Source organism: Streptococcus oralis (assembly GCF_019929365.1).
Lineage (GTDB): Bacteria > Bacillota > Bacilli > Lactobacillales > Streptococcaceae > Streptococcus > Streptococcus oralis_BT.
On record NZ_JAHZPH010000001.1, the window covers coordinates 59762 to 84836 of the forward strand.

The 25075-nt window shown below is 40.4% G+C and carries 29 protein-coding genes, 1 tRNA gene, 2 pseudogenes and 1 other annotated feature; of the genes and pseudogenes, 18 read left to right on the forward strand and 14 right to left on the reverse strand.

All coding sequences use genetic code 11. The annotated features are described in order from the left end of the window. The first annotated feature begins 110 nt into the window (after window positions 1-110). Together carB and K1I53_RS00310 are read left to right on the forward strand one after the other, a co-directional pair. Window positions 111-3287, forward strand: a complete 3177-nt coding sequence (gene carB, locus K1I53_RS00305; RefSeq protein WP_223327483.1) for a carbamoyl-phosphate synthase large subunit — start codon at window positions 111-113, stop codon at window positions 3285-3287. Between the two features lie 216 nt (window positions 3288-3503). Then, window positions 3504-4838, forward strand: coding sequence for an Nramp family divalent metal transporter (locus tag K1I53_RS00310; protein WP_038806240.1), 1335 nt, complete (start codon window positions 3504-3506; stop codon window positions 4836-4838). A gap of 297 nt (window positions 4839-5135) precedes the next feature. Here K1I53_RS00310 and K1I53_RS00315 read toward each other — a convergent pair whose 3' ends face one another. The 7 genes and pseudogenes from K1I53_RS00315 to K1I53_RS00345 form a co-directional block, all read right to left on the reverse strand. After that, on the reverse strand, window positions 5136-5489 hold the full coding sequence (locus K1I53_RS00315) for a type II toxin-antitoxin system RelE/ParE family toxin (RefSeq protein WP_223327484.1): 354 nt from the start codon (window positions 5487-5489) through the stop codon (window positions 5136-5138). Next, the gene (gene relB, locus K1I53_RS00320) at window positions 5479-5763 is read right to left on the reverse strand and encodes a type II toxin-antitoxin system RelB/ParD family antitoxin (RefSeq protein WP_125415085.1); all 285 of its coding nucleotides are present in this window, start codon (window positions 5761-5763) and stop codon (window positions 5479-5481) included. The genes K1I53_RS00315 and relB overlap by 11 nt, the downstream gene beginning before the upstream one ends. A gap of 1243 nt (window positions 5764-7006) precedes the next feature. Then, a pseudogene (mobV, locus tag K1I53_RS09355) lies at window positions 7007-7645 on the reverse strand (MobV family relaxase); the annotation flags it as partial. Window positions 7646-7926: 281 nt separating this feature from the next. Continuing rightward, complete coding sequence (locus K1I53_RS00330; RefSeq protein ID WP_223327486.1) at window positions 7927-8772, reverse strand: replication initiation factor domain-containing protein; 846 nt, start codon at window positions 8770-8772, stop codon at window positions 7927-7929. A gap of 292 nt (window positions 8773-9064) precedes the next feature. Then, on the reverse strand, window positions 9065-9706 hold the full coding sequence (locus tag K1I53_RS00335; protein WP_223327487.1) for a hypothetical protein: 642 nt from the start codon (window positions 9704-9706) through the stop codon (window positions 9065-9067). A gap of 10 nt (window positions 9707-9716) precedes the next feature. Next, window positions 9717-10049 carry a replication initiator protein A gene (locus tag K1I53_RS00340; protein WP_223327488.1) on the reverse strand — a complete coding sequence of 111 codons (333 nt, stop codon included), beginning with the start codon at window positions 10047-10049 and terminating at the stop codon, window positions 9717-9719. 8 nt (window positions 10050-10057) lie between these two features. Beyond that, window positions 10058-10336, reverse strand: a complete 279-nt coding sequence (locus tag K1I53_RS00345; RefSeq protein ID WP_223327489.1) for a DNA-binding protein — start codon at window positions 10334-10336, stop codon at window positions 10058-10060. A gap of 153 nt (window positions 10337-10489) precedes the next feature. Between K1I53_RS00345 and K1I53_RS00350 the strand changes: the two genes are divergently transcribed. Together K1I53_RS00350 and K1I53_RS00355 are read left to right on the forward strand one after the other, a co-directional pair. Beyond that, window positions 10490-11056: a helix-turn-helix domain-containing protein gene (locus K1I53_RS00350; protein WP_223327490.1), complete on the forward strand. Its 567-nt coding sequence runs from the start codon at window positions 10490-10492 to the stop codon at window positions 11054-11056. 64 nt (window positions 11057-11120) lie between these two features. Next, on the forward strand, window positions 11121-12278 hold the full coding sequence (locus K1I53_RS00355; protein WP_223327491.1) for a tyrosine-type recombinase/integrase: 1158 nt from the start codon (window positions 11121-11123) through the stop codon (window positions 12276-12278). 104 nt (window positions 12279-12382) lie between these two features. Here the strand turns inward: K1I53_RS00355 and K1I53_RS00360 are convergent, their stop codons facing one another. Next, the gene (locus tag K1I53_RS00360; RefSeq protein WP_000710762.1) at window positions 12383-12625 is read right to left on the reverse strand and encodes a type B 50S ribosomal protein L31; all 243 of its coding nucleotides are present in this window, start codon (window positions 12623-12625) and stop codon (window positions 12383-12385) included. Window positions 12626-12720: 95 nt separating this feature from the next. Next, window positions 12721-13656 (reverse strand): DHH family phosphoesterase, encoded by a 936-nt coding sequence (locus K1I53_RS00365; RefSeq protein ID WP_223327492.1) that lies wholly within the window; start codon window positions 13654-13656, stop codon window positions 12721-12723. A gap of 103 nt (window positions 13657-13759) precedes the next feature. Between K1I53_RS00365 and K1I53_RS00370 the strand changes: the two genes are divergently transcribed. From K1I53_RS00370 to K1I53_RS00395, 6 genes are all read left to right on the forward strand, one after another. Next, on the forward strand, window positions 13760-14203 hold the full coding sequence (locus K1I53_RS00370; protein WP_001162124.1) for a flavodoxin: 444 nt from the start codon (window positions 13760-13762) through the stop codon (window positions 14201-14203). A gap of 117 nt (window positions 14204-14320) precedes the next feature. After that, window positions 14321-14587: a chorismate mutase gene (locus tag K1I53_RS00375; protein ID WP_223327493.1), complete on the forward strand. Its 267-nt coding sequence runs from the start codon at window positions 14321-14323 to the stop codon at window positions 14585-14587. After that, window positions 14584-14958 (forward strand): fluoride efflux transporter CrcB, encoded by a 375-nt coding sequence (crcB, locus tag K1I53_RS00380; RefSeq protein ID WP_223327494.1) that lies wholly within the window; start codon window positions 14584-14586, stop codon window positions 14956-14958. Before K1I53_RS00375 ends, crcB (K1I53_RS00380) begins: the two co-directional genes overlap by 4 nt. Further along, a complete protein-coding gene (gene crcB / locus K1I53_RS00385; protein WP_223327495.1) occupies window positions 14952-15281 on the forward strand; it encodes a fluoride efflux transporter CrcB in 330 nt (109 codons plus the stop codon). The genes crcB (K1I53_RS00380) and crcB (K1I53_RS00385) overlap by 7 nt, the downstream gene beginning before the upstream one ends. A 118-nt stretch (window positions 15282-15399) precedes the next feature. Then, window positions 15400-15747: a 50S ribosomal protein L19 gene (gene rplS / locus K1I53_RS00390; protein ID WP_001068669.1), complete on the forward strand. Its 348-nt coding sequence runs from the start codon at window positions 15400-15402 to the stop codon at window positions 15745-15747. Between the two features lie 42 nt (window positions 15748-15789). Beyond that, window positions 15790-15861 (forward strand) — tRNA-Arg (locus K1I53_RS00395). 56 nt (window positions 15862-15917) lie between these two features. On the opposite strand, the gene yidA is transcribed toward K1I53_RS00395, so the two are convergent. Further along, entirely contained in the window at window positions 15918-16724 is an 807-nt protein-coding gene (yidA, locus tag K1I53_RS00400; protein WP_198464773.1) for a sugar-phosphatase, read from the reverse strand. Between the two features lie 9 nt (window positions 16725-16733). Continuing rightward, the gene (locus tag K1I53_RS00405) at window positions 16734-18041 is read right to left on the reverse strand and encodes an HD domain-containing protein (RefSeq protein ID WP_223327496.1); all 1308 of its coding nucleotides are present in this window, start codon (window positions 18039-18041) and stop codon (window positions 16734-16736) included. A gap of 71 nt (window positions 18042-18112) precedes the next feature. Between K1I53_RS00405 and K1I53_RS00410 the strand changes: the two genes are divergently transcribed. Continuing rightward, on the forward strand, window positions 18113-18490 hold the full coding sequence (locus tag K1I53_RS00410) for a DUF1934 domain-containing protein (RefSeq protein ID WP_223327497.1): 378 nt from the start codon (window positions 18113-18115) through the stop codon (window positions 18488-18490). A 24-nt stretch (window positions 18491-18514) separates the two neighbouring features. Here the strand turns inward: K1I53_RS00410 and K1I53_RS00415 are convergent, their stop codons facing one another. Further along, window positions 18515-19597 (reverse strand): DEAD/DEAH box helicase, encoded by a 1083-nt coding sequence (locus tag K1I53_RS00415; RefSeq protein ID WP_223327498.1) that lies wholly within the window; start codon window positions 19595-19597, stop codon window positions 18515-18517. Beyond that, the gene (locus tag K1I53_RS00420; protein ID WP_223327499.1) at window positions 19594-20571 is read right to left on the reverse strand and encodes a Gfo/Idh/MocA family protein; all 978 of its coding nucleotides are present in this window, start codon (window positions 20569-20571) and stop codon (window positions 19594-19596) included. The genes K1I53_RS00415 and K1I53_RS00420 overlap by 4 nt, the downstream gene beginning before the upstream one ends. A gap of 155 nt (window positions 20572-20726) precedes the next feature. Between K1I53_RS00420 and K1I53_RS00425 the strand changes: the two genes are divergently transcribed. The 4 genes from K1I53_RS00425 (at window position 20727) to rpmA (ending at window position 22617) form a co-directional block, all read left to right on the forward strand. Beyond that, window positions 20727-21413: a YoaK family protein gene (locus K1I53_RS00425; RefSeq protein WP_223327500.1), complete on the forward strand. Its 687-nt coding sequence runs from the start codon at window positions 20727-20729 to the stop codon at window positions 21411-21413. A gap of 64 nt (window positions 21414-21477) precedes the next feature. Further along, window positions 21478-21598 (forward strand) — a sequence feature (ribosomal protein L21 leader region). Between the two features lie 34 nt (window positions 21599-21632). Beyond that, the gene (rplU, locus tag K1I53_RS00430; RefSeq protein WP_000109141.1) at window positions 21633-21947 is read left to right on the forward strand and encodes a 50S ribosomal protein L21; all 315 of its coding nucleotides are present in this window, start codon (window positions 21633-21635) and stop codon (window positions 21945-21947) included. Window positions 21948-21962: 15 nt separating this feature from the next. After that, complete coding sequence (locus K1I53_RS00435; protein WP_000613705.1) at window positions 21963-22307, forward strand: ribosomal-processing cysteine protease Prp; 345 nt, start codon at window positions 21963-21965, stop codon at window positions 22305-22307. A 16-nt stretch (window positions 22308-22323) separates the two neighbouring features. Then, complete coding sequence (gene rpmA, locus K1I53_RS00440; RefSeq protein ID WP_000916509.1) at window positions 22324-22617, forward strand: 50S ribosomal protein L27; 294 nt, start codon at window positions 22324-22326, stop codon at window positions 22615-22617. A 115-nt stretch (window positions 22618-22732) separates the two neighbouring features. Here the strand turns inward: rpmA and K1I53_RS00445 are convergent. Next, window positions 22733-22804: pseudogene (locus K1I53_RS00445) on the reverse strand (AraC family transcriptional regulator); the annotation flags it as partial. On the opposite strand from K1I53_RS00445, the gene K1I53_RS00450 reads away from it, so the two are divergent. The 3 genes from K1I53_RS00450 to K1I53_RS00460 are packed head-to-tail and all read left to right on the forward strand — an operon-like array spanning window position 22797 to window position 25052. After that, window positions 22797-23705: a LysR family transcriptional regulator gene (locus tag K1I53_RS00450; protein WP_223327501.1), complete on the forward strand. Its 909-nt coding sequence runs from the start codon at window positions 22797-22799 to the stop codon at window positions 23703-23705. The pseudogene K1I53_RS00445 and the gene K1I53_RS00450 overlap by 8 nt on opposite strands. Next, on the forward strand, window positions 23702-24169 hold the full coding sequence (lspA, locus tag K1I53_RS00455; RefSeq protein WP_223327502.1) for a signal peptidase II: 468 nt from the start codon (window positions 23702-23704) through the stop codon (window positions 24167-24169). The genes K1I53_RS00450 and lspA overlap by 4 nt, the downstream gene beginning before the upstream one ends. Beyond that, window positions 24153-25052, forward strand: coding sequence for an RluA family pseudouridine synthase (locus tag K1I53_RS00460; RefSeq protein ID WP_223327503.1), 900 nt, complete (start codon window positions 24153-24155; stop codon window positions 25050-25052). The genes lspA and K1I53_RS00460 overlap by 17 nt, the downstream gene beginning before the upstream one ends. Window positions 25053-25075 lie beyond the last annotated feature (23 nt).

The following is a 25075-nucleotide window of genomic DNA, read 5'->3' on the forward strand; positions in this document are numbered from 1 at the left end:
ACACGCCCTAAGAACTGTGTGAAAAAGATAAACATCGTCTTGACGCTGAAGGCGTCTGCACCGAGTTTCCTATTTTCACTGTGTTCTTTACGGGCTTTGTATCATAAACTATGCCTAAACGTACTGATATTCAAAAAATTATGGTGATTGGTTCTGGTCCGATTATTATTGGTCAGGCTGCTGAGTTTGACTACGCGGGGACCCAGGCCTGCTTGTCTTTGAAAGAGGAAGGCTATGAGGTTGTTTTGGTGAACTCAAACCCTGCAACCATCATGACGGATAAGGAGATTGCGGACAAGGTCTACATCGAACCGATTACACTCGAGTTTGTGACGCGTATTCTCCGTAAGGAACGTCCGGATGCTTTGCTTCCAACTCTTGGAGGTCAGACAGGGCTCAATATGGCCATGGAATTGTCTAAAAATGGTATTTTAGATGAACTTGGTGTTGAACTTCTGGGTACTAAACTATCTGCTATTGACCAAGCAGAGGACCGTGATCTCTTTAAACAATTGATGGAAGAGCTTGAGCAGCCAATCCCAGAATCTGAAATTGTCAACACAGTGGAAGAAGCTGTTGCCTTTGCGGCGTCAATCGGCTACCCTGTTATCGTTCGTCCAGCCTTTACCCTAGGTGGTACTGGTGGTGGTATGTGTGCCAACGAGGAAGAACTTCGTGAAATCGCTGAAAATGGGTTGAAACTGTCACCTGTTACCCAATGTTTGATTGAACGTTCAATCGCAGGTTTCAAGGAAATCGAGTACGAAGTCATGCGCGATTCAGCTGACAATGCCCTCGTTGTTTGTAACATGGAAAACTTTGACCCAGTTGGGATTCATACAGGGGATTCCATCGTATTTGCCCCGGCGCAAACTATGTCAGACTATGAAAACCAAATGCTACGTGACGCGAGCTTGAGCATTATCCGCGCCCTCAAGATTGAAGGTGGGTGTAACGTTCAGCTGGCCCTTGATCCGCATAGCTTCAAGTACTATGTTATCGAAGTGAACCCTCGTGTATCGCGTTCGTCAGCCCTTGCTTCTAAGGCGACAGGTTATCCGATTGCCAAATTAGCTGCCAAGATTGCCGTTGGTTTGACCCTGGATGAGGTCATCAACCCAGTTACAGGTTCAACTTATGCTATGTTTGAACCAGCCCTTGACTATGTCGTTGCTAAGATTCCACGTTTCCCATTTGACAAGTTTGAAAAAGGGGAGCGTCGTCTTGGAACTCAGATGAAGGCAACTGGAGAAGTTATGGCGATTGGACGCAACATCGAAGAGTCACTTCTCAAGGCATGTCGTTCACTTGAAATTGGGGTTCACCACAATGAAATGCCTGAACTGGCAACCGTTTCTGATGATGCCTTGATTGAAAAAGTTGTCAAGGCCCAAGATGATCGTCTCTTCTACGTATCAGAAGCCATTCGCCGTGGCTACACACCAGAAGAAATTGCTGAATTGACCAAGATAGATATCTTCTATCTGGATAAACTCTTGCACATCTTTGAAATTGAGCAAGAATTAGGTGCCCATCCACAAGATCTAGAAGTCTTGAAAACAGCTAAACTCAATGGATTTTCAGACCGTAAGATTGCTGAACTCTGGGAAACGACAGCTGACCAAGTTCGCCAACTACGTTTGGAAAACAGGATTGTCCCAGTCTACAAGATGGTCGATACTTGTGCGGCCGAGTTCGACTCTGAAACGCCATATTTCTATTCAACCTATGGATGGGAAAATGAGTCTATCAAGTCTGACAAGGAATCTGTACTAGTCCTAGGTTCTGGTCCAATCCGTATCGGGCAAGGGGTTGAGTTTGACTACGCAACTGTTCACTCAGTCAAGGCTATTCAGGCTGCTGGTTATGAAGCCATCATCATGAATTCAAACCCAGAGACCGTTTCAACAGACTTCTCGGTATCTGACAAGCTCTACTTTGAACCGTTGACTTTCGAAGATGTTATGAATGTTATCGACTTGGAGCAACCAAAAGGCGTTATTGTTCAGTTTGGTGGTCAAACAGCTATCAACCTTGCTGAGCCCTTGGCAAAAGCAGGCGTGACCATCCTTGGTACGCAAGTCGCTGACTTAGACCGTGCCGAAGACCGTGACCTCTTCGAGCAAGCCCTTAAAGACTTGGATATTCCACAGCCGCCAGGTCAAACGGCTACCAATGAAGAAGAAGCCGTGCTTGCAGCTCGTAAGATTGGTTTCCCAGTCCTCGTTCGCCCATCTTATGTCTTGGGTGGACGTGCCATGGAAATCGTTGAAAACGAAGAAGACCTCCGTTCTTACATGCGTACCGCTGTTAAGGCTAGTCCAGACCACCCAGTTCTTGTTGACTCTTACATCGTTGGTCAGGAGTGTGAAGTTGATGCCATCTCAGACGGGGAAAATGTCCTCATCCCTGGTATCATGGAGCATATCGAACGTGCCGGTGTCCACTCAGGTGACTCGATGGCCGTGTATCCTCCACAAACCTTGTCGCAAAAGGTTCAGGAAACCATCGCAGACTACACCAAACGCCTAGCAATCGGTCTTAACTGTCTTGGGATGATGAACATCCAGTTTGTCATCAAGGATGAGAAAGTCTATGTTATTGAGGTCAATCCACGTGCCAGCCGTACGGTGCCATTCCTTTCTAAGGTAACTAATATTCCTATGGCTCAGGTAGCGACTAAGCTCATTCTTGGTCAAAGCCTTGAAGAACTTGGCTACCAAGATGGACTTTATCCAGAAAGCACTCGCGTTCATATCAAGGCGCCAGTCTTCTCCTTTACGAAACTGGCTAAGGTAGATAGCTTGCTCGGTCCTGAAATGAAGTCAACAGGGGAAGTTATGGGTTCTGATACTACTTTGGAAAAAGCTCTCTACAAGGCTTTTGAAGCTTCTTACCTGCACTTGCCAACCTTTGGAAATGTAGTCTTTACCATCGCAGATGATGCCAAAGAAGAAGCCTTGGACTTGGCTCGTCGTTTCCAAAATATCGGCTACGGTATCCTCGCGACAGAAGGGACAGCAGCCTTCTTTGCTAGTCATGGACTGCATGCCCAGCCTGTTGGCAAGATTGGCGATGATGAGCAGGATATCCCAAGCTTTGTCCGCAAAGGGAAAATTCAAGCGATCATCAATACTGTCGGAACCAAACGAACTGCTGACGAAGATGGTGAGCAAATTCGCCGTTCGGCTATTGAACACGGGGTGCCACTCTTTACAGCCCTAGATACAGCTAATGCCATGCTCAAGGTGCTAGAAAGTCGTAGTTTTGTCACAGAAGCAATCTAGTTGAGAAAAAATTTTCACAGTTTTAAAGCCAGCGCTAGAAAACGCTGGCTTTTGCAATACAGAAATTGCCTATTTCAACCATCATTCTTTCCTTAAGAATCATTCTAAAATGTGATATAATAAGAATAAATTGGAAATAGAAAACTATTTTCATGATATTTTCAAAAATTCCATTAAGAAAATAGGTAAAGACAGATTAGAAAGTGTAAAATTCCGATGTCTTCTTACAAAAAAGTCTCTCTTTCTGAGATCAATCAATCTATTGAAACTCCGAATAACAATCATTTTTGGCAAAATCTAAAAGCATTTTTAGGACCCGGAGCCCTTGTAGCAGTTGGTTATATGGATCCTGGAAACTGGATTACCAGTGTGGTTGGTGGTGCTTCCTACAAATATAGTCTCTTATTTGTTATTTTGATTTCATCCATCATCGCCATGCAACTACAACAGATGGCTGGAAAGCTCGGTATCGTGACTAGGATGGACCTAGCACAGGCAACAGCTCATCATGCTCCCAAATGGCTTCGCTATAGTTTATGGGTGATTTTAGAATTGGCTTTAATGGCGACAGACTTAGCTGAGGTTCTAGGCTCAGCGATTGCCTTAAATCTTTTGTTTAAAATACCAATTATGGTCGCTATCCTCCTAACTGTTTTAGATGTATTTCTTTTGTTGTTGTTGATGAAATTTGGCTTCAAAAAAATTGAAGCCATTGTTACGACCCTTATTTTAACCATATTAGCCATCTTTACCTATCTGGTGGCCTTATCCAGTCCAAGTATTCAGGGTATTTTTGGTGGTTATTTACCGACTTCAACTCTATTTGAAACACCATTGCCAGGTCATGAAAGCCAATTAACATTAGCTCTAGGAATTGTAGGAGCGACAGTCATGCCCCATAATCTCTATCTTCATTCATCCCTATCCCAAACAAGGAAAATCAATCACAAAGATAAGAAGGATGTTCGGAAAGCCGTGCGTTTTATGACATGGGATTCAAATCTTCAGTTGTCCTTAGCCTTTATTGTCAATTCCTTGCTTCTCATTTTAGGTGCCTCCCTCTTTTTTGGTCATGCATCTGAAATTTCAGCTTTTTCTCAAATGTACAATGCTTTACAGGATTCAACAATAGCAGGAGCGATAGCCAGCTCAACTCTGTCAACTTTATTTGCTCTAGCTCTCTTAGCAAGTGGCCAAAATTCGACTATTACAGGTACCTTGACAGGACAGATTGTCATGGAAGGTTTCTTGCATCTGAAATTGCCTCAGTGGATTATCCGTATCGGTACACGTATTTTTGCCTTGCTCCCTGTGATTATTGTAGCCGTCTTGTTTGGACATCAAGAAAAAACCTTGGATCAGTTATTGGTCTATTCACAAGTCTTTCTGTCAATCGCTCTTCCGTTTTCAATCTTCCCCTTAATCTATCTGACTTCTAAAAAGTCACTGATGGGAGAATTTACCAATGCTAAGTGGAACACAATCCTAGGCTACGCAGTTTCCATTATCTTAACCATTCTCAATATCAAGCTTCTTTTCGATATTTTTTAAACTCGTTTGAAATCAATTATAGTGTCAGCGTGAAGGTTGACAAATAGAAAGTAGTAGTGATTGGTTCATAAAAAGAAGTACAAAAAAAGAACAGTGGTAACTGTTCTTTTTTATCATTATTTGAGACCGTATTTTACAAAGATATACTCTATAATGTTTAAATCCTTATTAAATCAATGTTTCTAAAGGGGATATAGCTGTAAAATATTATATATATACCGTATTGTTAAACCAAGACGGTACCAAAAAGGTACCAAAAATTAAGGTTTCGGGGCTTATAAAATAAAGAAAGTTGTCTCAAGTATTTGAGCTTTTTTTATTGTCTTTTTGTAACAAAGTAACATAATCGCTTTTAGTGTGGAATAGGTGAGATAAAAAAACAGTGTTTCGGTTTTGGTCGATGAAGTAAAGCAAAACATATTGGTCAATTATTTTTCCTCGTGTGGGATACTTACTGTTAATCTTTACTCCGATTTTCTCATCAGCGTCAAAACCTGCTTCAGGAAAGATTTCTAAACTTTTTAAGCTGTCTAAAATTTTAGCCACAGTATTTTTAGCAGATTGAGGGGATAGAAGTACCGTAGCTATATAGTCGTGTATATTGTCGATAGCTTCCTCGACCTCTTTTGAAGCAATCACTTTATAAGCCATAGCGTACCCTCATATCATCTAGGGAAGTTCCTTCTCCTGCCTCGTATTCTCTCAAGGCACGTTCAGATTGGGCTTGTAATTCTTCAATCAACTGTTCTCTATGTAGATCTTCGGCCGTCTTAATAGGCAAATCTTGCTCCAGGACTATTTGCTCTACAAAAAGGCTAATAGCCTCAGTCATGGTCATTCCTTTTTCCTTGATAATGGATCTAGCTTGCTCCATTGTTACTTCATTTATTTTAAAATTGTATTGCTTAGCAAGTGATGTAGTCATGGTATATCTCCAATCTATATCTTATATAGCTAGTATATATCTTTTATACTTTTTAGGCAAGAAAAAACTCTTGAATAAAATCCAAGAGTGAAAGAAATAGGACCGATGGTAGTCAGGGGTCTTTACAACCATAGGCTGAAGGCAGTCCCACACCCATACCAGAAGATGGTGCCTTTGAACGATCTGTTACCAGTCGTCCTACGTTATCCTATCCTTATCCATAGTTTAGGATAAATAAGAGAGAATGTCAATAATAATTTTTATTAACTTCGATGTTTGTGATATTTGACTTCTCCTTGATTGATTTATTCCAATTTCCTTTTGACAACAAGTAACCTATGACTTTTTATTCCTGTTGTAATCGGTCGGCAGCTTTTCAGTCTGCCGACACGACCCAACTAGTCTAATTCGTCATAGCTTGTTGTCAAAAGTTTTCTCGGCATAAAGAGATTATTCAGCGTTCTAGGGTTTGTTCATAGATTTTTTTGATGACTTTGACAGTATTAACAAGTTTAATAGGCTTGAAAGCATTTAGTTGTTTTGTAAGGTTTTGGAATTCCTTTTGTTTCATGTAGTTTTGAGCCTGGTTTCGCCATACCCCAAGCTTTCTGCTGGCTATATTTAGACGGTCACGAAGTTGTGAAATTTTATTTTTCAAGCTATTGTTTTCAATTTCTAAAATTCGTTTTTGATTTTTAGTTTCTCGGAGTTCGTCTAATATCTGATTTTTATTACTTGATACATTTCTCAGCATATTCAATTCCTTGTTTTGTTGCTGGATAGTTTGTGACAGTTGGCGGTTCTCGTAGAAGTGTTGGATTACAGATTTTATTAGATTATTGAGTGTTTCAGGGGAGAGTTTAATTTTGCCATCGAGAGTTTGTTTACCTATCGTTCCATTCTCAAGTTGACTGATATTCAGTCCGTCGAAGTTTTGATATTTTTGAAGGTGCTCTCGAAGTTGCTTGGTGAGTCCGTTGATAGTACCTTGTTTTGTCTTTATATCTTGGTTCATACTGTCAATTGTTTCACTTTTACTACCTATGATGCTGTCTACGATATCTAGATCTTCTTTTTTGATATTAATTTCTTTTTCAAGATTTGATAGTGTATCTTGTTTTTCATTTAGAGCATGATCTAGGTTATATAGCATTTTATTTTTTTCTTCGTCAACCATTTTTAAATCGTTAACTTTATTTGTCAAAGCTTTATTCATTTGGTTTAGTTCGCTGTTAAATTCTATCATTTTATCGAATTTTTCGTCAATTTGTTTTTCGATTTTTTGAAGAACCTCTTGCTTGTCCTTGTATTCCTGTGTTGATAAATGTTTTTTTGTACTATCAAGTTCTCCTCGTTGGAGATGAAAACCATGTTGAGATAAATACTTTGGGAGTTCATCTTGGATTTTTTTCAACTCTTCACGATTAAAAATTGATTTGGACGATAACTTTCCTTGCTTCATTGGTACAATTCCCATGTGCATGTGTGGTGTGTTTTCGTCTAGGTGAACACTAGCATAGGCAATATTTTCTAAACCATAGTTTTCAGCGAAATAATTTTTAGAAGTTTCAAAAAATCGTTTTGTCTCTTCGGGAGTAAGTTTAGCAAAAAAATCTTTATCAGATGTTATAATCCATTCATTGCATAGAACGGCATCTTTTCGAATAGCTCGTTTAGAAATTTTGTTCTCGTCTATATAGTTTTTGATTTGCTTTTCGTACGACATAGAGCGATCTCTATCTGTCAATTCATAATTTAAATGTGAGCGTTCGATATCGATATCCTTGTTACTGTGTTGCTTAAAAATACGTTCATTGTGTTTGTAAGCTCCACCCAAATTATCTGATTTGTACTTCGTCATTCTGGCTACAACATAACTCATAATTCATCCTTTCTCGGCTCAAAGGGTCGCCGAGCGTGTGGCTAAAAATTGCCACACATAAGCAAGCCCTTATGCGGTGTTCTTTACTGAGAGCGGCACTACTTCCAAGTAAAGTATAACGCACTATACTTTGCCTCCGGAAAGTGTGCGGTCTCCGACGGTTTTGCTCTCTCGAAAGAGAGCAATCGGACTGTCGAAACAGTCCGATGAAAAGAGAAGTTCGAGCCACAAACTTCTCTTTTTGTTTCGCTCCGAAGAGCGAAAGGTATTCCGAAGAATGCCTAACGACCCCCATAATAAGCAAGCTGTTTTTCTAATATTGGTCGTTCATGTTTTAATAAATCTTTCATCAACTGCAGATAGTCAGTATCAGATGTTTGATAGGTTTCTAAAATCTTTTTATATTTAGTTCTTGTGTTTCTATGTAATTTTTGCCAAACATTTTTATTACGTGTATATGCAACTAAATATATTTGAGTTTCAATTGGCAAATCATCAAACACAAAAGGTTTAAAGATAACAGAGTCAATGACCTCAAATATTTCCTCGACAGAGCGACTCCGTAACTGAAATTCTAAACGCCACCAATGCTGGAACTGCTTAGCAAATTCTTTGTCTTCCTCAGAACCATTTTCTAATTGTTCAACTTTTTTGTTATAGAGTCTAATTTGTTTTTCTGACCTAGAGGCGCCTAGATATTTAGTTTCGAGTTTTCCATTCTGGTCTCTCCATTCTTTGGTAGCAGTAGGGCGGCCTTTCTTTTCAAGAATAAACTCACTACAATCAACTTCAAATAGATCAAAAGCTAAATCGACTCGAGAGATTGCAATATCTTCAAGATATGGTATAATTGTATCTAAGATATTAATATCAATCTGTCGGAGTTTATTGGGGTTAAACTCTATCCTGAAAGGGCGAGCATTAAAGGCTTGTCCTTTTAATTTGTCGTAGTCTAGGAGGAGTCTAACGTGACTTCCGTCCCGAGTGATTGCTCTAAACATATCAGTCATAGCAGTCTGGACGATAATGGCTGTATGACTTTCTATCAAACTTTTGAGATCAAGGAGTTTGATGGGTTTGATATAAGCTGTAATAGTGATGTTGTCCAAGCTAACTTTTAATTCCAAATCAACCTCCTTTCTTGTAGAGGTCGCCTATCGGCGCCTCTTTTTTGTCTGCGCAAAGACCTCCGTAAAATGACATTCTTGGGGGAGCAACCCCAAGCCGACTTCGTCGGACCATTTTCATTTTGCTACGGTCAAACTTGCCAAAAAATGGGTGTAGTAAATGCACATCAGATGTGCACATAGCGGGCTGTTAGAGGAGCCCGCGTTATAAATTTTGAGAAAGCTCAAAAATTTAGTCTCAAAATCTCATGTTCAAAATATCTTCATAGTCGTTTTCATAAATGTTTTGGGACTAGAAATTTTGCAAATTTGAAATAGATTTTTTGAAAAAATCTACTCTCTCAATCAAAAATATTTTTTGAATTTTTTCGATGATATCTTCAGGAGGAATTTGCTTGTTATTCTTATATTTAAAGAATCGGTCTTTAGCTTTTTTGATCTCTCCTAAATCGTCAGATTCATCAGCAAATAATAAATCATACAGTTCAAACCAACGTAATTCTGACTGTTTCCTAAATGAGTCAAAGTTTCTCCAGAAGAGGGTCCCTGCCTCCAATTCCTCAAACTTTTTGAAGAGATACTGTCTTTCAATTTTTCTACGTTCTTTAGGAATAAACATGCGAACATCTTCTACTGATACTCCAGAGTAAACTCGGTCATTTACAATTGCAATTGGTAGTCTTAAATATTTATCCTTATCAGATAAAATTCGATGAATAAATTGCTTGAGGCTAAGTCGATTATCCAGTTTGTAGTGTACTAGATTAGGATTTAGCAAATCAAAGAAATCACTTGTCTGTTTCAACATTTCCAGAAAGACTTGTTCAGTAAGTTGTTCTTCTTCATAACTTTGAAAATTAATAGAGTAGGAAGTTAGCTGCTTGGTTAACTGTGCTCGAATACCAGGATCATTGCCAAAGAATATTTTTATCATTTTTATCACCTCATATTTCGTTGATATACATCCGATAAGGCAAGCTGTATCCGTAGAATACACCTTCTCTTTCTCGTTCAATCAGATTGTGATCCTCTAACATACGTAGGATATTAATCATTTTCTTTTTCCCCACACCGAACATCTTTTGCATTTCAGACAAACGATAGGCCAGATAAATATTGCCTTCAGAGTCAATCCATCCTTTACTTGTAACCTCCTTTTGTTTATCTTTCAGGATTGTATAAACTACTATAGCATCGATACTCAAATCTTGGTAATAAGCGTCTTGAAAGAGGATTTTAGGGATATAGTAACAATTATCTTCAAAAATGTAAGCCATAGCATTTCCTATCTTTCATATTGTTGTAGCCATTGAGCGACTTTGTGTTTATCGTACAAGGTCACTCCGTCAATGATCATGTGGGGCATGCCTTCACGTTGCCATTTTATGCAAGTTGTCGTTGAGATGTCCAACCAACGGCATAAGCCTGACATTCGTAGCATGGGCTTATAAAGCTCCTGGTCTTCAAAAGCTTTTTCAATAGCTTTCTGAAGCATGGTATCGTAACGAGCAAGCAACTTCTTTTCTGTTGCTTTTGGGAGGTGGATAGTAAAATTTTCTGTCATATTCTGACCCCTTTCTTAATTTTATAAGCTCCGAATCAAATACACGAGTGTGTATCTTGAGTTAAATTATAATCTCTTTTGTGTTTTGTGTCAAGAGTTTTTTTCTCTTTTGTGTAATTTGTGTTATAATATGTCAAAAAGGAGGATTATTATTTGACAAACTTTCAAACACTTGTTAAAAACAGTAAATTATCTCTTAAAGAAATAAGTGAGGCTACAGGTATAGGCTACTCTACTCTCGGAAATTACAATCAAGGGAGTAGAAGTCCAAATGCAAAAAATGCGCAAATTCTATCAGAATATTTTGGAGTATCTATCCCTTACTTACTAGGGCTTGATGATAATCCTGTATTGAAAGATCCAGGAGCACCTAAAGAAATGATCAAAGATTTCTATAAAGTGTTGACAAAAGGTACTAGTATAGAGCATAAAATTACTAAATGGACTCCATTTGGTGATGAACTTGCCATTATACTTAAAGAACTCAATCAGTCAGAGGCATTGTCTGACTACATTGATTTTCTAGCAAGTAAAAAAGGTTTTAACCATGTTTTAGTTAAAGCCGTTAAGGAATTTATAGCTGACGAGAAACAAGGCCTTATTCCATTCCTGATTAACAAATCAGGTGCAGAAGACTCCCCTTATCATTATGTCTGGGAGGCATGGGTAGAGAGTCCTGAATACAAGAGACGGCAAGAAGAGAAAAAGTGTAAGAAATAACTGACAATCATGATTTCTTTATTTTATAAGCTCCGAAACCTTAAAAAATAAAGGAGAAATTAGAATGTCTATTATTAAATATAAAGCTAAAAAGTCTAAATCAGGCTATCCTTATAAGGTCAGAATCTACAGGGTAATTGATGGCAAACGTCAGGACTTCTTTAAAAGCGGATTTAAGAGCCGTAGAGAGGCTAGACAGTATGAAGCTATGATTTACCACAAAAAAGCGTCAGGCGAGCTCTCAGGGATTCTGAGAGCCTCTGAGAGACGTTTTGATGAAGTTTTTGAGGAATGGTTCAAAACTTATCAAAACACAGTAGAGAGGACGACAAGCGTCCGTACAGATGATTTGTTTAGAATCCATATCTTGCCAGTTCTTGGAAAGATGAAAATTTCCAAAATTACTCCTTGGCAATGCCAAGACTTTATTACCGAAAAAGGTCAGACTTTTAGAAATATCAAACAGGTAAAATCTTATACTAGCCAAGTGTTTGATTTTGCTTTGAAAATGAAATTGATTACAGACAACCCAATGAAGCAAACGATACTCCCAAAAAGAGAGCGGAAGAAGTCAGATAACTTCTTTAGCGTTGAGGAGTTGCATGAGTTTTTAGCCATTATTAAGGCAGAAGAGCCTTATAAAAACTATGCCTTATTTCGTTTGTTGGCCTATAGTGGTTTAAGGAAAGGGGAGCTGTATTCTTTGAGGTGGTCTGACATCGATTTTGACAATCAATTACTTTCTATCAGCAAAAACCTAGGTAGAATCAAGGGGAAAGCCGTTGAGAAAAGCACCAAAAACAAGTTTTCGATACGGCAAATTCCTTTAGATACTGAGACAGTCTCGATTTTGAAAGAGTGGAAACAAAAGAGCAGAAAAGAAAAGGGGCAACTGTCAGTTACCCCATTGATTGATAGTGATTACATGTTTACGTTTGTTGGCCGAGATGGAAAGATAGAGCCTTTATATCAGGACTATATCAATAGTGTTCTAAAGCGCATTATTAGGAAACATGACTTGAAGAAGATAACTCCTCATGGATTCAGACATACTCATGCTACCTTGATGATTGAAACGGGTGTTGACCCTGTTAATGCAGCCAAAAGGTTAGGTCATGCAAGTAGTCAGATGACCCTGGATACTTATAGCCACTCTACAGTAGCAGGAGAGAAGAAAGCTATCACAAAATTTGTAGATTACCTGGATAGTGCAAAAGGTTAGTTTTCCAAGACGGTACCAAAAACGGTACTAAAAACAAAAAAAGCCAATTCCAATTTCTTGGAAAAGGCTTTGTATCAACGTTTTTAAGCAATAAATGCGGTTGATTATTTGAGACCGTATTTTTTGTTGAAACGATCCACACGTCCATCTGCTTGAGTGAACTTTTGACGTCCAGTGTAGAATGGGTGTGAGTCTGATGAAATTTCCACACGGATCAATGGGTAAGTTTCGCCTTCGAACTCAACAGTTTCGTTAGAGCGTTTGGTTGAACCGCTAAGGAATTTGTAACCAGTAGTTGTGTCCATGAAGACAACTGGGCGATATTCTGGATGGATATCTTTTTTCATTTTGCAATATTTCCTTTCTGCCATGGTCTCTTTGCGAGCCATAGATTGTTACCATACTAGTCTATCAGATTCTGAAAAGTTTGGCAAGTATTTTATCAGTTTTTAAGCAAGTTTTTTAACTTTTGATAGATGATTTCGTTTTCTTCTAGACTATAGGAATTGGCGCCACTGGCTAATGGATGTCCTCCTCCGTCGTGTTCTTTGGCAATTTCATTGATAGGGGTGATTTTACTGCGCATACGCACACGGAAGTGGCCATCAGCTTGTTCAACAAAGATAGCCCAAGCCTTAACAGTATCAATTCGACCAGGTGCTCCGACAATCGCCGCTGTTTCAGAATCCGTAACCTTGTATTGTTTCAAGATGTCTTGAGTAAGCAGAACGCGTGCAGCTCCATTCTCATCGACTTCTAAGTGATCATAAACATACCCTTGTAGTTTTGCAATCTTGAAGCTCATGGTATCCATTTGACGAGACAGTCCAGCAAAGTCAAAATCAACTTCTCGGAGCTGGCCAGCTATCCTAAAGGTACGAGCACTAGTTGATGGGTAGAGAAAACGCCCCGTGTCCCCGACAATTCCTGCATAGAGAAGTCGTGCCGCTTCACTAGACAAGGCCAGCTGATTTTCTTGAGCAAATAGGGCAATCATTTCACTGGCACTGCTTGAACTTGTATCCACCCAAGATAGGTCACCATAGATATCATCATTGGGATGGTGATCGATTTTGATGGTAAAATCAGCTTGTTCGTAGCGTTTATCATCGATACGAGGACGATTTGCTGTATCACAAATAATAGCAAGAGCTCCTTGGTAGTCACTATCTTGGACAGTATCCATTTCCGCCATCCAGGTCAAAGTCGGTTCGTTAAAACCGACTGCTTTGATGGTCTTTTCTGGAAAATGGTGTTTGAGAAGAGCTTTCAAGCCTACCTGACTTCCTATGGCATCAGGATCTGGTTTCATATGACGATGAATGATAATGGTATCGTATTCTTTGATTTTTTCTAAAATTTGCTGGCAAATTTCCATAAATAACCTCAATTCTTTCTCATTTCATTGTAGCACAAGAATTTTTATTTTTAAAATGAAAAAGATATGATATAATGGAGAAAGATAAATTGAGGAGGACGATATGGCATTAGCAAAAATTGTATTTGCCAGTATGACCGGTAATACCGAAGAAATTGCAGATATTGTAGCAGATAAATTGCGTGACTTGGGCTTGGATGTCGATGTTGATGAATGTACAACTGTTGACGCTTCAGACTTCTTGGAAGCGGACATTGCGATTGTTGCGACTTATACTTACGGTGATGGAGAATTGCCAGATGAGATGATGGACTTCTATGAAGACCTAGCAGACCTCAACTTGAATGGCAAAATCTACGGAGTGGTCGGTTCAGGAGATACCTTCTATGACGAATTCTGTAAGGCTGTTGATGACTTTGATCGCGTTTTTGTAGCAACAGGAGCAGAAAAAGGTTCAGAGTGTGTTAAAGTGGATCTGTCTGCTGAAGATGAAGACATCGAACGCTTGGAACAATTCGCAGAAGAATTGGCTGCAAAAGTAGGATAAGAAGCAAACTGCGCTGACTGGAAGAAGTCAGTGCGTTTTTTTATTAGTTATTTTGGGATTTTACTAGCCTATTTAGAGGCTTTTTGATACAATAATTCAAATAAAGGAGGAGACTGTATGAATTTAGATATTATTCGGCAAGAAATTGATCAAATCGACGACCAAATCGTCAAGCTCCTAGAAGAACGGATGCACCTAGTTGAAGGGGTTGTCACTTATAAGAAAGCATCTGGTAAGCCAATCTTAGATTCTAAGAGAGAAGAAGTTATTTTTGAAAAAGTCAAAAATCGAGTAGAAGATAAGCGCTATCAAGAAACCATTGTTGCGACTTTTTCAGATATTCTCAAACGTTCGCGTGATTATCAGGATCAAAACATCAAATGAAAAAAGAACAATTTTATCCGCTAGGAATTTTTCTAGCTGCTATGTTGGGAGGCCTTGTTCGCTACTTGGTTTCCACTTGGTTACCAGCCAGTCCCGACTTTCCTTGGGGCACCCTCCTTGTCAACTATCTGGGAATTTTCTGCCTGGTCTATCTGGTGAAAGGCTATCTGGTTTATAAGGGAAGCAGTAAAGGTTTGGTTTTAGCACTGGGGACAGGATTTTGTGGTGGCCTGACAACCTTTTCTAGTCTAATGCTTGATGCCGTGAAACTGCTTGATAACGGGCGTTATCTTAGTTTAGGCATCTACTTACTTTTGAGCATTGGTGGAGGTCTGCTCTTGGCTTATGTTCTAGGGAGGAAAAAATGGTAATCGTTTATCTTGCAATCGCCTGCGGGTTCGGAGCCCTTGTGCGTTATTTCTTTTCACGCTATAATCAAGCTTCTAAATTGCCATTGGGAACTCTCATTGCCAATCTTATAGGATGTTTTTTAATTGGCCTACTCTACAATCATGTGGAGTCTAAGGAAGCCTATGCCATCCTAGCGACAGGTTTTTGTGGTGGGTTGACGACCTTTTCAACCTTGAATGACGAGCTGCAAAGACTGTTAAGCGATAAGAAAGTGTTTTATAGCTATTTTCTTTTAACTTACATAGGTGGTTTTCTAGCGATTTTTTTAGGAATTCTGCTATAAATTTCTTTACTTTTAGGTGGAAATTTGGTAAACTGTATCTTGTGTGTAATGGACGCACAAAAATACAGTTTATCCGCTGAGGAAGGTTCCTCAAGATTGACAAAGATAGGAGAATAAAATGAATCCATTAATCCAAAGCTTGACTGAAGGTCAACTTCGTACAGATATCCCATCATTCCGTCCTGGTGACACTGTTCGTGTACACGCGAAAGTTGTCGAAGGTAACCGTGAACGTATCCAGATTTTTGAAGGTGTTGTTATTGCACGTAAAGGTGCTGGCATCTCAGAAAACTATACAGTTCGTAAAATCTCTAACGGTGTAGGTGTTGAGCGTATCTTCCCAATCCACACTCCACGTGTTGAAAAGATCGAAGTTGTTCGTTACGGTAAAGTACGTCGTGCGAAATTGTACTACTTGCGTGCACTTCAAGGTAAGGCAGCTCGTATCAAAGAAATCCGTCGTTAATTCGACTAAAAAACTCTGCTCACCCAGCAGAGTTTTTCTCTAGCTCCCTTAGTTCAATGGATATAACAACTCCCTCCTAAGGAGTAGTTGCAGGTTCGATTCCTGCAGGGGGCAATATGAATAGTGTAAAAAACCGCTCAGCAGAGCGGTTTTCGTCTATTCTTACTTTTTTACAATACCCACGTACGGATGGCATGGGCAACGCCAGATTCGTCATTTGTTTTGGTGATGTATTTGGCGATTTTTTTGAGTTCTGGATTTCCATTTTCCATAACAACGGGGTTGCCAACGACTTCGAGCATGGCACGGTCATTTTCTTCGTCACCGATCGCCATGGTTTCATCTTTGGTCAATCCGAGTTTTTCAGCTAGATGGGTAATAGCTGAACCCTTGTCTACATTCTTTTTAAGGAGTTCGAGGTAGAAGGGAGCGGATTTATTGATGGAGTAGCGCTCGTAAAATTCTGCTGGTATCTTTTCAATCGCAGCATCGAGAATTTCTGGTTCATCGATAAACATACACTTGACGATTTCTTTGTCAGCCATTTCTTCTGGAGTGCGGTAGAAAATAGGCATGCTGACGAGGGTTGATTCGTGCACTGTGTATTTTCCGATATTGCGATTGGCAGTATAGATACCGTCCTTGGTAATGGCGTGCATGTGGACACCGAGCTTACGACTGAGAAATTCCATATCCAGATAATCCTCATAGGTCAAGGATTCGCTGATAATCTCATGCCCAGTAGCAGTTTCTTGTACAAGGGCACCATTGAAGGTCACGACATAGTCACCTTGGTCTCTCAACTGCAGGTCGTCCAAAAGTTTGGCAACGCCTGCGATAGGGCGACCGGTTGCAATCACGACTTTGACACCGGCTTGTTTGGCATCTTGGATGGCAGAAAAGACTTCAGGAGTGATTTCCTTTTTACTGTTAACCAGGGTACCATCGATATCGACGGCGATTAGTTTAATACTCATAAATTTCCTCTATTCGTTCTTATTTGGGGTAAAATGATCGTTCTCAATCAAGTGTAAAAATTGCTGGGTAATGCTTGCGAAGATGCTGTTTTGGTCCAACATTTCTTTCGGGAAATAGAAACGATTGTCTCCGTGGCGGCTACCAGCAAGGGATTGAACGATAGGAGACAGGCTAGAGAGTTCTGCCAGGTCTCCATTTTTTTGTAAAATCTCAATCTGTGTCCGTGGATTTTCAGATTCGGGACGATAGATATCATAAGGGAGGTCAAAATTCTTATGAATAGCAGTATAGTAGTCTGGATCGAAACCGATTTCTTCAACCAGTTGTCTCATGGTTGCGAGTTGGTCTTGGTCTTTTTCTGAAAAAGTAATGGATTTAAAGACCTTGCGGTTGACAAAACGTTGCGACAGGTCTGCGAGAATCTTGTCAGGACTGGTCATCCAGAGCTGGAAGTAGGTGTTCATCACGCCATCATCAAGAGCTAGATAGTCAGACAAAGTCACATTTTTTTCAAAGAAAGGAAGGAGGTGTGGGGAAGTGCGTGCAAAGAAGTCCTTGGCCTCAGGATAGAGTTCCTTGGCGCGTTTGAGAAGATTCTGTAGGAGAACTTCCATGGCGCGTGTTGCTGGGTGAAAATAAACCTGCATATACATCTGGTAGCGACTGAGAACATAGTCTTCAATGGCATGCATGCCATTGCGCTGAAAGGCGATACCATTTTCGACAGGACGAATCACTCGGAGGATGCGAGTCAGGTCAAATTCCCCATAAGATGCTCCTGTAAAATAGGAGTCGCGCAAGAGATAGTCCATACGGTCCGCATCGATCTGACTGGAAATGAGCTGTACGACCTGCTTGTTTGGATAGGTATGGTCGATGACACTAGCTACCTTTTCAGGAAAGTCTGGCGCTACTTGTAGCAGGACTTGGTGAATCTCTGTCTCAGGACTTTGGATGATTTCCTGGGTAATGGCCTCATGATCTGTATCAAAGAGATGTTCAAAAGTATGGGAGTAGGCACCATGCCCAAGGTCATGAAGGAGCGCAGCGGTCATGGTCAAGAGAGACTCAGCAGGATTCCATTCTTCAGGATACTTTTCTTCAAAAATCTCTGTGATGCGTCGTGCAATCTCATAGACCCCCAAACAGTGGGAAAAGCGACTGTGCTCCCCACCATGGAAGGTATAGCTGGAAGTCCCTAGTTGTTTGATACGGCGCAGACGTTGAAATTCTTTTGTATTGATCAAGTCATAGATGACCTGATTGTTTACATGGATGTAGTTGTGAACTGGGTCACGGAATACTTTTTCGTTCATATGACCATTATAGCAAAATCCTGCTCTTTTTGGTAAAATAGTAGAACAAGAGACAAGAAAGAGGATTTGATGTGAAGATTCGGATGCGAAATAGGATTCAGTTTGATGAACAGTTGGAAGTCATTGACCAACTTTATGACGTGGAAGTGCGTGAAAAGGGAGATTTTAGCTATTTACTCTTTTATAATGAGGAAAAGGAAAAAGTGGTTCTCAAGTTTCATGAAGAAGAACTGGTGATGACCCGTTTTTCCAATCCGAAGACCATTATGAGATTTCTAAAGGATAGTGATAGTTTAGCCTATATTCCGACTCCAATGGGGATGCAGGAGTTCATCATTCAAACGAATCACTACAAACTGGATGGGCAAAAGATTGAGCTAGCCTATCAACTGCAAAACCAAGAGGGACACCCCTTTGCCAGCTATCGATTAGAAATTACTTGGGGATAAGAAAAAGGTTGGCAAGAGCCAACCTTATTTGATAAAGAGTTCTTGATTTTTTAGGACAATTTCACGAACACTTGCGAATTTCTTGAGTTTTTTAAGTTCTTCAGGATGGGTTACGAGAGTGATAACATAGCCTTCTTTACCCATGCGACCTGTACGGCCAGCACGGTGGGTATAGGTTTCCATATCTCTAGGGACGTCGAAGTTTACGACACATTCTAGGCTATCGATATCAATCCCACGTGCCAAAAGATCAGTTGCAAGGAGTAGGGTTAGCTGCTTATCTTTAAACTTTTCTAAGATAACTTTTCTAAACTTAACATTGACATCGCTAGCGAGGGAAACAGCCAAGACATCACGATACTGTAATTTTTCTTCTGCACTTCCAAGGTCAGACAAACTATTAAAGAAGACCAGACCACGAAAATCCTCTACATGAGCCAGTTTTCGTAGCATGTCTACTCGGTGACGTTGGTCTACCTGCATGTAGAAATGTTGAATGTTGTCCAGTTTTTGATCAGAGAGATCAATGGTGCGCGTGTTTGGTGCAATCTTTTCTTGGTCAAACTTGGTCGTCGCACTCATGTAGATGAGTTGGTGGTCACGAGGTGCGTAGTGGGTGATTTTCTCGACAAAGTGAATCTGAGAATCATCGAGCAATTGGTCAAATTCATCCAGGATGATGGTTTCCACATTCATCATCTTGATCTTTTTCAATTTAATCAACTCAAAGATACGGCCAGGAGTTCCAATCAGAATTTCTGGTCCTTTTTTGAGACGTTCAATCTGGCGTTTCTGACTTGAACCTGATAGGAAGAGCTGAGCTGTTAAACCAATAGCTTCAGCCCAGGTTTTACACACGTCAAAAATCTGTCCAGCTAGTTCTGTATTTGGTGCTAGGATCAAGAGTTGTTGGGCTTTTTTCTTTTGTAGTCTGAGAAGGCTTGGTAGGAGGTAAGCGAGGGTCTTACCAGTTCCTGTTGGGCTCACTCCTAGGAGGTTTTCTCCAGCAAGTATAGGCTCAAATAGTTGAGTTTGAATGGGGGTAAATTCTTGGAAACCGAGTTGGTCGCTCAGTTCTTGCCATTCAGTGGGTAGTTTGTTTTTCATTTTTCTGCCTCAAATCTAATGCCAGCAGTCTGGCGCATGGTATAGAGTAAATCATGAACAGAGCCTGCATCATCCAGCCAGTTCTGGTAAAGTGTCTGGTCTGGTTGCTGAATCATCTGTGCGAATGCAGCGACTTCCTCAGTCATCGTATGGGGAGCTTGTTGGATAGGGAGCTGGATTTGATTTCCTTGGTGGTCGCTAAAAATAGCTGAGCGGACATGTTCAATCGTGTTAAGGGTCAAGGTTCCATCTGCTGTGTAAATCTCACAAGGAAGATTGGAAGTGATGTTTTTCCCAGCTTTGATATGAACTTGAAAGTCAGGGTAGAAGAGGATACCGTCTCCATTTAGGTCAATGCTATTGTCAAGCTGTTGAGCCTGATAGGTCGCGTCCTGAGCTTTTCCAAAGAGGCGAATGGCAGCGTAGAGGGGATAAATCCCCAAGTCCATAAGTGCTCCACCAGCAAAACGATCTGAAAAGACATTTGGCGTCTCCCCAGCCAACAAGTTCGGCATCTTGGAAGAATACTTGGCATAGTTAAAATCAGCTCCCAACACTTGCTTGTCTGCCAAAAAATTCTTGATAGTAGTAAAGGCTTCCTCGTGGTAATTACGAGCTGCCTCAAAGATAAAACAGTGATTTTTCTCAGCTGTTTGCCTCAACTCTAGCCACTCTTGTGGCTGCGTGACAGCTGGCTTTTCAAGAATGACGTGCTTACCAGCAGACAAGGCAGCCTTGGCTTGAACAAAATGCAAGGAGTTTGGACTGGCGATATAGATTACATCAAAGGAAGACTTAAAGAAGTCTTCTAATTGATCAAAGAGTTGGATATCCTGATAGCGAGAAGCAAAGGTTGCTGCTGTTTCTACTTTTCTAGAATAGACTGCAACCAGCTGGTATTCTCCACTGGTATGGGCTGCTTCTATAAAATGATGGCTGATAGCGCCTGTTCCGATGATACCTAATTTAAGCATAGATACTCCTTTTCCGACTTCAAATCCTTCCTTCATTATAACATAGAAAAGAAGGACTATCCAACAGATGGTAAAAATTTTCAAATGGACTACGCATTTCTTGGAGAAAGTGGTACAATATTTAGATAGGTAGATGAAATGAGAAGGGGGAGAAAATGAGATTATTACCAATAAGGAAAATATCACGTCAGTCTAAGAGACTAGCGCTTTTTTTGACTTTTTGTGCAGGATATGTCGATGCTTATACTTTTATCGTGCGAGGGAATACCCTTGTGGCTGGACAAACTGGCAATGTCGTTTTTCTTTCTGTAGGACTCATTCAACAAAATGTATCGGATGCCAGTGCTAAAGTAATGACCTTGCTTTTCTTTATGATGGGTGTCTTTTTTCTGACATTGTATAAGGAAAAACTACGAATTGTTAAAAAGCCGATTTTGTCCTTGATTCCACTTGCAGTCTTATCCCTAATTATAGGCTTTGTGCCGCAAACGGTTGACAATATCTATCTCGTACCGCCCTTGGCCTTTTGTATGGGACTGGTGACAACAGCCTTTGGAGAAGTGTCAGGTATTGCTTATAATAATGCTTTTATGACTGGGAATATCAAACGAACCATGTTAGCTTTTGGAGATTATTTCCGGACCAAGCATACGCCTTTCCTACGAGAAGGCTTGATTTTTGTTAGCTTGCTTAGCAGTTTTGTCTTTGGAGTTGTTTTTTCAGCTTATTTGACGATTTACTGTCAGGAGAAGACAATTCTAGGTGTTCCTCTTATGATGAGTATCTTTTACTTCAGTATGCTTTTTGCTTCTTGGAGGAAAAAAGGGAAAGAAAAAGCTTAATTTTGATTGATTTTACTTGTAAGAAAAAAGAAAATATGCTATACTTGAGGAGTTGACTATGCACAATCCTGTGCAACCGCACGAACATCGTTTGCTCATCGTATACAAAATTTAAACTTTGTTATACTTAGAGCTCTTCTTTTAAGTGGTTCGTCCCACGATGCTAGGCGAGTCTTCACAAAAATACGGGGAAACCCTAAAAATCATAGGAGGTGCATAATGAGCACATACGCAATTATCAAAACTGGCGGAAAACAAGTTAAAGTTGAAGTTGGTCAAGCAGTTTACGTTGAAAAATTGAACGTTGAAGCTGGTCAAGAAGTTACTTTTAACGAAGTTGTTCTTGTTGGTGGTGAAAACACTGTTGTCGGAACTCCACTTGTTGCTGGAGCTACTGTAGTTGGAACTGTTGAAAAACAAGGAAAACAAAAGAAAGTTGTTACTTACAAGTACAAACCTAAAAAAGGTAGCCACCGTAAACAAGGTCACCGTCAACCATATACAAAAGTTGTCATCAACGCGATCAACGCTTAATTTTAAGGAGAACACATGATACAAGCAGTCTTTGAGAGAGCCGAAGATGGCGAGCTGAGGAGTGCGGAAATTACTGGACACGCCGAAAGTGGCGAATACGGCTTAGATGTCGTGTGTGCATCGGTTTCTACGCTTGCCATTAACTTTGTCAATTCCATTGAGAAATTTGCAGGCTACGAACCAATCTTAGAATTAAACGAAGATGAAGGTGGTTATCTAAAGGTTGAAATACCAGCGGATCTTCCTTCACACCAGAGAGAAATGACCCAGTTATTCTTCGAATCATTTTTCTTAGGTATGGCAAACTTATCGGAGAACTCTTCTGAGTTCGTCCAAACCAGAGTTATCACAGAAAACTAACACGGAGGAAAACATTATGTTAAAAATGACTCTTAACAACTTGCAACTTTTCGCCCACAAAAAAGGTGGAGGTTCTACATCAAACGGACGTGATTCACAAGCGAAACGTCTTGGAGCTAAAGCAGCTGACGGACAAACTGTAACAGGTGGATCAATCCTTTACCGTCAACGTGGTACACACATCTATCCAGGTGTAAACGTTGGACGTGGTGGAGACGATACTTTGTTCGCTAAAGTTGAAGGCGTAGTACGCTTTGAACGTAAAGGTCGCGATAAAAAACAAGTTTCTGTTTACCCAATCGCTAAATAATCGCTCTAAGTAGCATAAAATAAGGCTTTCCGAGTTTTCGGAGAGCCTATTTTTTTGTTTTGATACCCATAATTCTTTGTTACTAGTGTAGATGAATTTTATAAGTGACATTATTTTTCCTCGGTGGAAAACTTCTAAAATATGGTATAATGAACAGATAGAGAAGTTGGGGGTAAAAGATGAACATTCAACAATTACGCTATGTTGTGGCCATTGCCAATAGTGGTACTTTTCGTGAAGCTGCTGAAAAGATGTATGTTAGTCAGCCGAGTCTGTCTATTTCTGTGCGCGATTTGGAAAAAGAGCTTGGTTTTAAGATTTTCCGTCGGACGAGTTCGGGAACATTTTTGACTCGTCGTGGAATGGAATTTTATGAGAAAGCGCAAGAATTGGTCAAAGGCTTTGATGTTTTTCAAAATCAGTATGCCAATCCTGAGGAAGAAAGGGATGAATTTTCCATTGCCAGCCAGCACTATGACTTCTTGCCACCAACCATTACGGCCTTTTCAGAACGTTATCCTGATTATAAGAACTTTCGTATTTTTGAGTCTACCACAGTTCAAATTTTAGACGAAGTGGCCCAAGGACATAGTGAGATTGGGATTATCTACCTCAACAACCAAAATAAAAAGGGTATCATGCAACGGGTTGAAAAGCTTGGTTTAGAAGTTATTGAACTAATTCCTTTCCAGACTCACATTTATCTTCGTGAAGGCCATCCTTTAGCAAAGAAAGGGGAATTGGTCATGGAGGACCTAGCGGATCTGCCAACGGTTCGTTTCACTCAAGAGAAAGATGAGTACCTTTACTATTCAGAGAACTTTGTCGACACTAGCGCGAGTTCCCAGATGTTCAATGTGACGGACCGTGCTACTTTGAATGGTATTTTGGAGCGAACGGATGCCTATGCGACAGGTTCAGGATTTTTAGATAGTGACAGTGTCAATGGAATCACAGTCATTCGTCTCAAGGATAATCTAGATAATCGCATGGTCTACGTCAAACGTGAGGAAGTGGAGCTTAGCCAAGCTGGGACTCTCTTCGTAGAAGTCATGCAAGAATATTTTGATCAAAAGAGGAAATCATGAAAAAAAGAGGAATAGTAGCAGTCATTGTACTGCTTTTGATTGGGCTGGATCAGTGGGTTAAAGCCTATGTTGTCCAGCAGATTCCACTGGGTGAAATGCGCTCGTGGATCCCCAATCTTGTTAGCTTGACCTATCTGCAAAATAGAGGGGCAGCCTTCTCCATGTTACAAGACCAGCAGTGGTTATTCGCTGTCATTACACTGGTCGTCATGGTAGGTGCCATTTGGTATTTACATAAACACATGGAAGATTCTCTTTGGTTGGTTTTTGGACTGACTTTGATAATCGCGGGAGGTCTTGGCAACTTTATTGACAGAATGAGTCAAGGTTTTGTGGTGGATATGTTTCACCTAGACTTTATCAACTTTGCGATTTTCAATGTGGCTGACAGCTATTTGACAGTTGGTGTGATTGTACTATTGATTGCAATGCTTAAAGAGGAAGTAAATGGAAATAAAAATTGAAACTGGTGGGCAACGTCTAGACAAGGCTCTGTCGGACCTGACAGAATTATCACGCAGTCTCGCGAATGAACAAATCAAGGCTGGACAAGTTTTGGTTAATGGGCAAGTAAAGAAAGCAAAATACACTGTCCAAGAGGGCGATATCGTCACCTATCATGTGCCAGAACCAGAGGTTTTAGAGTATGTGGCTGAGAATCTGCCACTCGAGATCATCTACCAAGATGAGGATGTGGCTGTCGTCAACAAACCTCAAGGGATGGTGGTCCATCCCAGCGCAGGTCATACTAGTGGAACCTTGGTCAATGCCCTCATGTACCATATCAAGGACTTGTCAGGTATCAATGGGATTCTTCGCCCAGGCATTGTTCACCGCATTGACAAGGATACGTCAGGTCTCCTCATGATTGCTAAGAATGATGAGGCCCACTTAGCACTCGCTCAAGAACTCAAGGATAAAAAGTCTCTCCGCAAATACTGGGCGATTGTTCATGGCAATCTTCCCAATGATCGTGGTGTCATTGAAGCGCCGATTGGTCGGAGTGAGAAAGACCGTAAGAAACAGGCGGTGACTGCTAAAGGAAAGCCTGCAGTGACACGTTTTCAAGTCTTGGAACGCTTTGGAGATTATAGCTTAGTGGAGTTGCAACTCGAAACAGGACGTACTCACCAAATCCGTGTTCATATGGCTTATATTGGCCATCCAGTCGCTGGGGATGAGGTCTATGGTCCTCGTAAAACCCTGAAAGGACATGGACAGTTTCTCCATGCCAAGACTCTAGGTTTTACTCATCCGAGAACAGGTGAAACCTTGGAGTTCACAGCAGATATTCCAGAGATTTTTAAAGAAACGCTGGAAAGATTGCGTAAAACTGAGAATAGATAAAAGAGTTGAGATGCCTTGTCTCA

Bases quoted from the DNA above. Each gene is read 5' to 3' on its own strand.
- carB (WP_223327483.1), top strand. From the start codon at position 111: ATGCCTAAACGTACTGATATTCAAAAAATTATGGTGATTGGTTCTGGT.
- K1I53_RS00310 (WP_038806240.1), top strand. From the start codon at position 3,504: ATGTCTTCTTACAAAAAAGTCTCTCTTTCTGAGATCAATCAATCTATT.
- K1I53_RS00315 (WP_223327484.1), bottom strand. From the start codon at position 5,489: ATGGCTTATAAAGTGATTGCTTCAAAAGAGGTCGAGGAAGCTATCGAC.
- relB (WP_125415085.1), bottom strand. From the start codon at position 5,763: ATGACTACATCACTTGCTAAGCAATACAATTTTAAAATAAATGAAGTA.
- K1I53_RS00335 (WP_223327487.1), bottom strand. From the start codon at position 9,706: ATGATAAAAATATTCTTTGGCAATGATCCTGGTATTCGAGCACAGTTA.
- K1I53_RS00340 (WP_223327488.1), bottom strand. From the start codon at position 10,049: ATGGCTTACATTTTTGAAGATAATTGTTACTATATCCCTAAAATCCTC.
- K1I53_RS00345 (WP_223327489.1), bottom strand. From the start codon at position 10,336: ATGACAGAAAATTTTACTATCCACCTCCCAAAAGCAACAGAAAAGAAG.
- K1I53_RS00355 (WP_223327491.1), top strand. From the start codon at position 11,121: ATGTCTATTATTAAATATAAAGCTAAAAAGTCTAAATCAGGCTATCCT.
- K1I53_RS00360 (WP_000710762.1), bottom strand. From the start codon at position 12,625: ATGAAAAAAGATATCCATCCAGAATATCGCCCAGTTGTCTTCATGGAC.
- K1I53_RS00365 (WP_223327492.1), bottom strand. From the start codon at position 13,656: ATGGAAATTTGCCAGCAAATTTTAGAAAAAATCAAAGAATACGATACC.
- K1I53_RS00370 (WP_001162124.1), top strand. From the start codon at position 13,760: ATGGCATTAGCAAAAATTGTATTTGCCAGTATGACCGGTAATACCGAA.
- K1I53_RS00375 (WP_223327493.1), top strand. From the start codon at position 14,321: ATGAATTTAGATATTATTCGGCAAGAAATTGATCAAATCGACGACCAA.
- crcB (WP_223327494.1), top strand. From the start codon at position 14,584: ATGAAAAAAGAACAATTTTATCCGCTAGGAATTTTTCTAGCTGCTATG.
- crcB (WP_223327495.1), top strand. From the start codon at position 14,952: ATGGTAATCGTTTATCTTGCAATCGCCTGCGGGTTCGGAGCCCTTGTG.
- rplS (WP_001068669.1), top strand. From the start codon at position 15,400: ATGAATCCATTAATCCAAAGCTTGACTGAAGGTCAACTTCGTACAGAT.
- yidA (WP_198464773.1), bottom strand. From the start codon at position 16,724: ATGAGTATTAAACTAATCGCCGTCGATATCGATGGTACCCTGGTTAAC.
- K1I53_RS00405 (WP_223327496.1), bottom strand. From the start codon at position 18,041: ATGAACGAAAAAGTATTCCGTGACCCAGTTCACAACTACATCCATGTA.
- K1I53_RS00415 (WP_223327498.1), bottom strand. From the start codon at position 19,597: ATGAAAAACAAACTACCCACTGAATGGCAAGAACTGAGCGACCAACTC.
- K1I53_RS00420 (WP_223327499.1), bottom strand. From the start codon at position 20,571: ATGCTTAAATTAGGTATCATCGGAACAGGCGCTATCAGCCATCATTTT.
- K1I53_RS00425 (WP_223327500.1), top strand. From the start codon at position 20,727: ATGAGATTATTACCAATAAGGAAAATATCACGTCAGTCTAAGAGACTA.
- rplU (WP_000109141.1), top strand. From the start codon at position 21,633: ATGAGCACATACGCAATTATCAAAACTGGCGGAAAACAAGTTAAAGTT.
- K1I53_RS00435 (WP_000613705.1), top strand. From the start codon at position 21,963: ATGATACAAGCAGTCTTTGAGAGAGCCGAAGATGGCGAGCTGAGGAGT.
- rpmA (WP_000916509.1), top strand. From the start codon at position 22,324: ATGTTAAAAATGACTCTTAACAACTTGCAACTTTTCGCCCACAAAAAA.
- K1I53_RS00450 (WP_223327501.1), top strand. From the start codon at position 22,797: ATGAACATTCAACAATTACGCTATGTTGTGGCCATTGCCAATAGTGGT.
- lspA (WP_223327502.1), top strand. From the start codon at position 23,702: ATGAAAAAAAGAGGAATAGTAGCAGTCATTGTACTGCTTTTGATTGGG.
- K1I53_RS00460 (WP_223327503.1), top strand. From the start codon at position 24,153: ATGGAAATAAAAATTGAAACTGGTGGGCAACGTCTAGACAAGGCTCTG.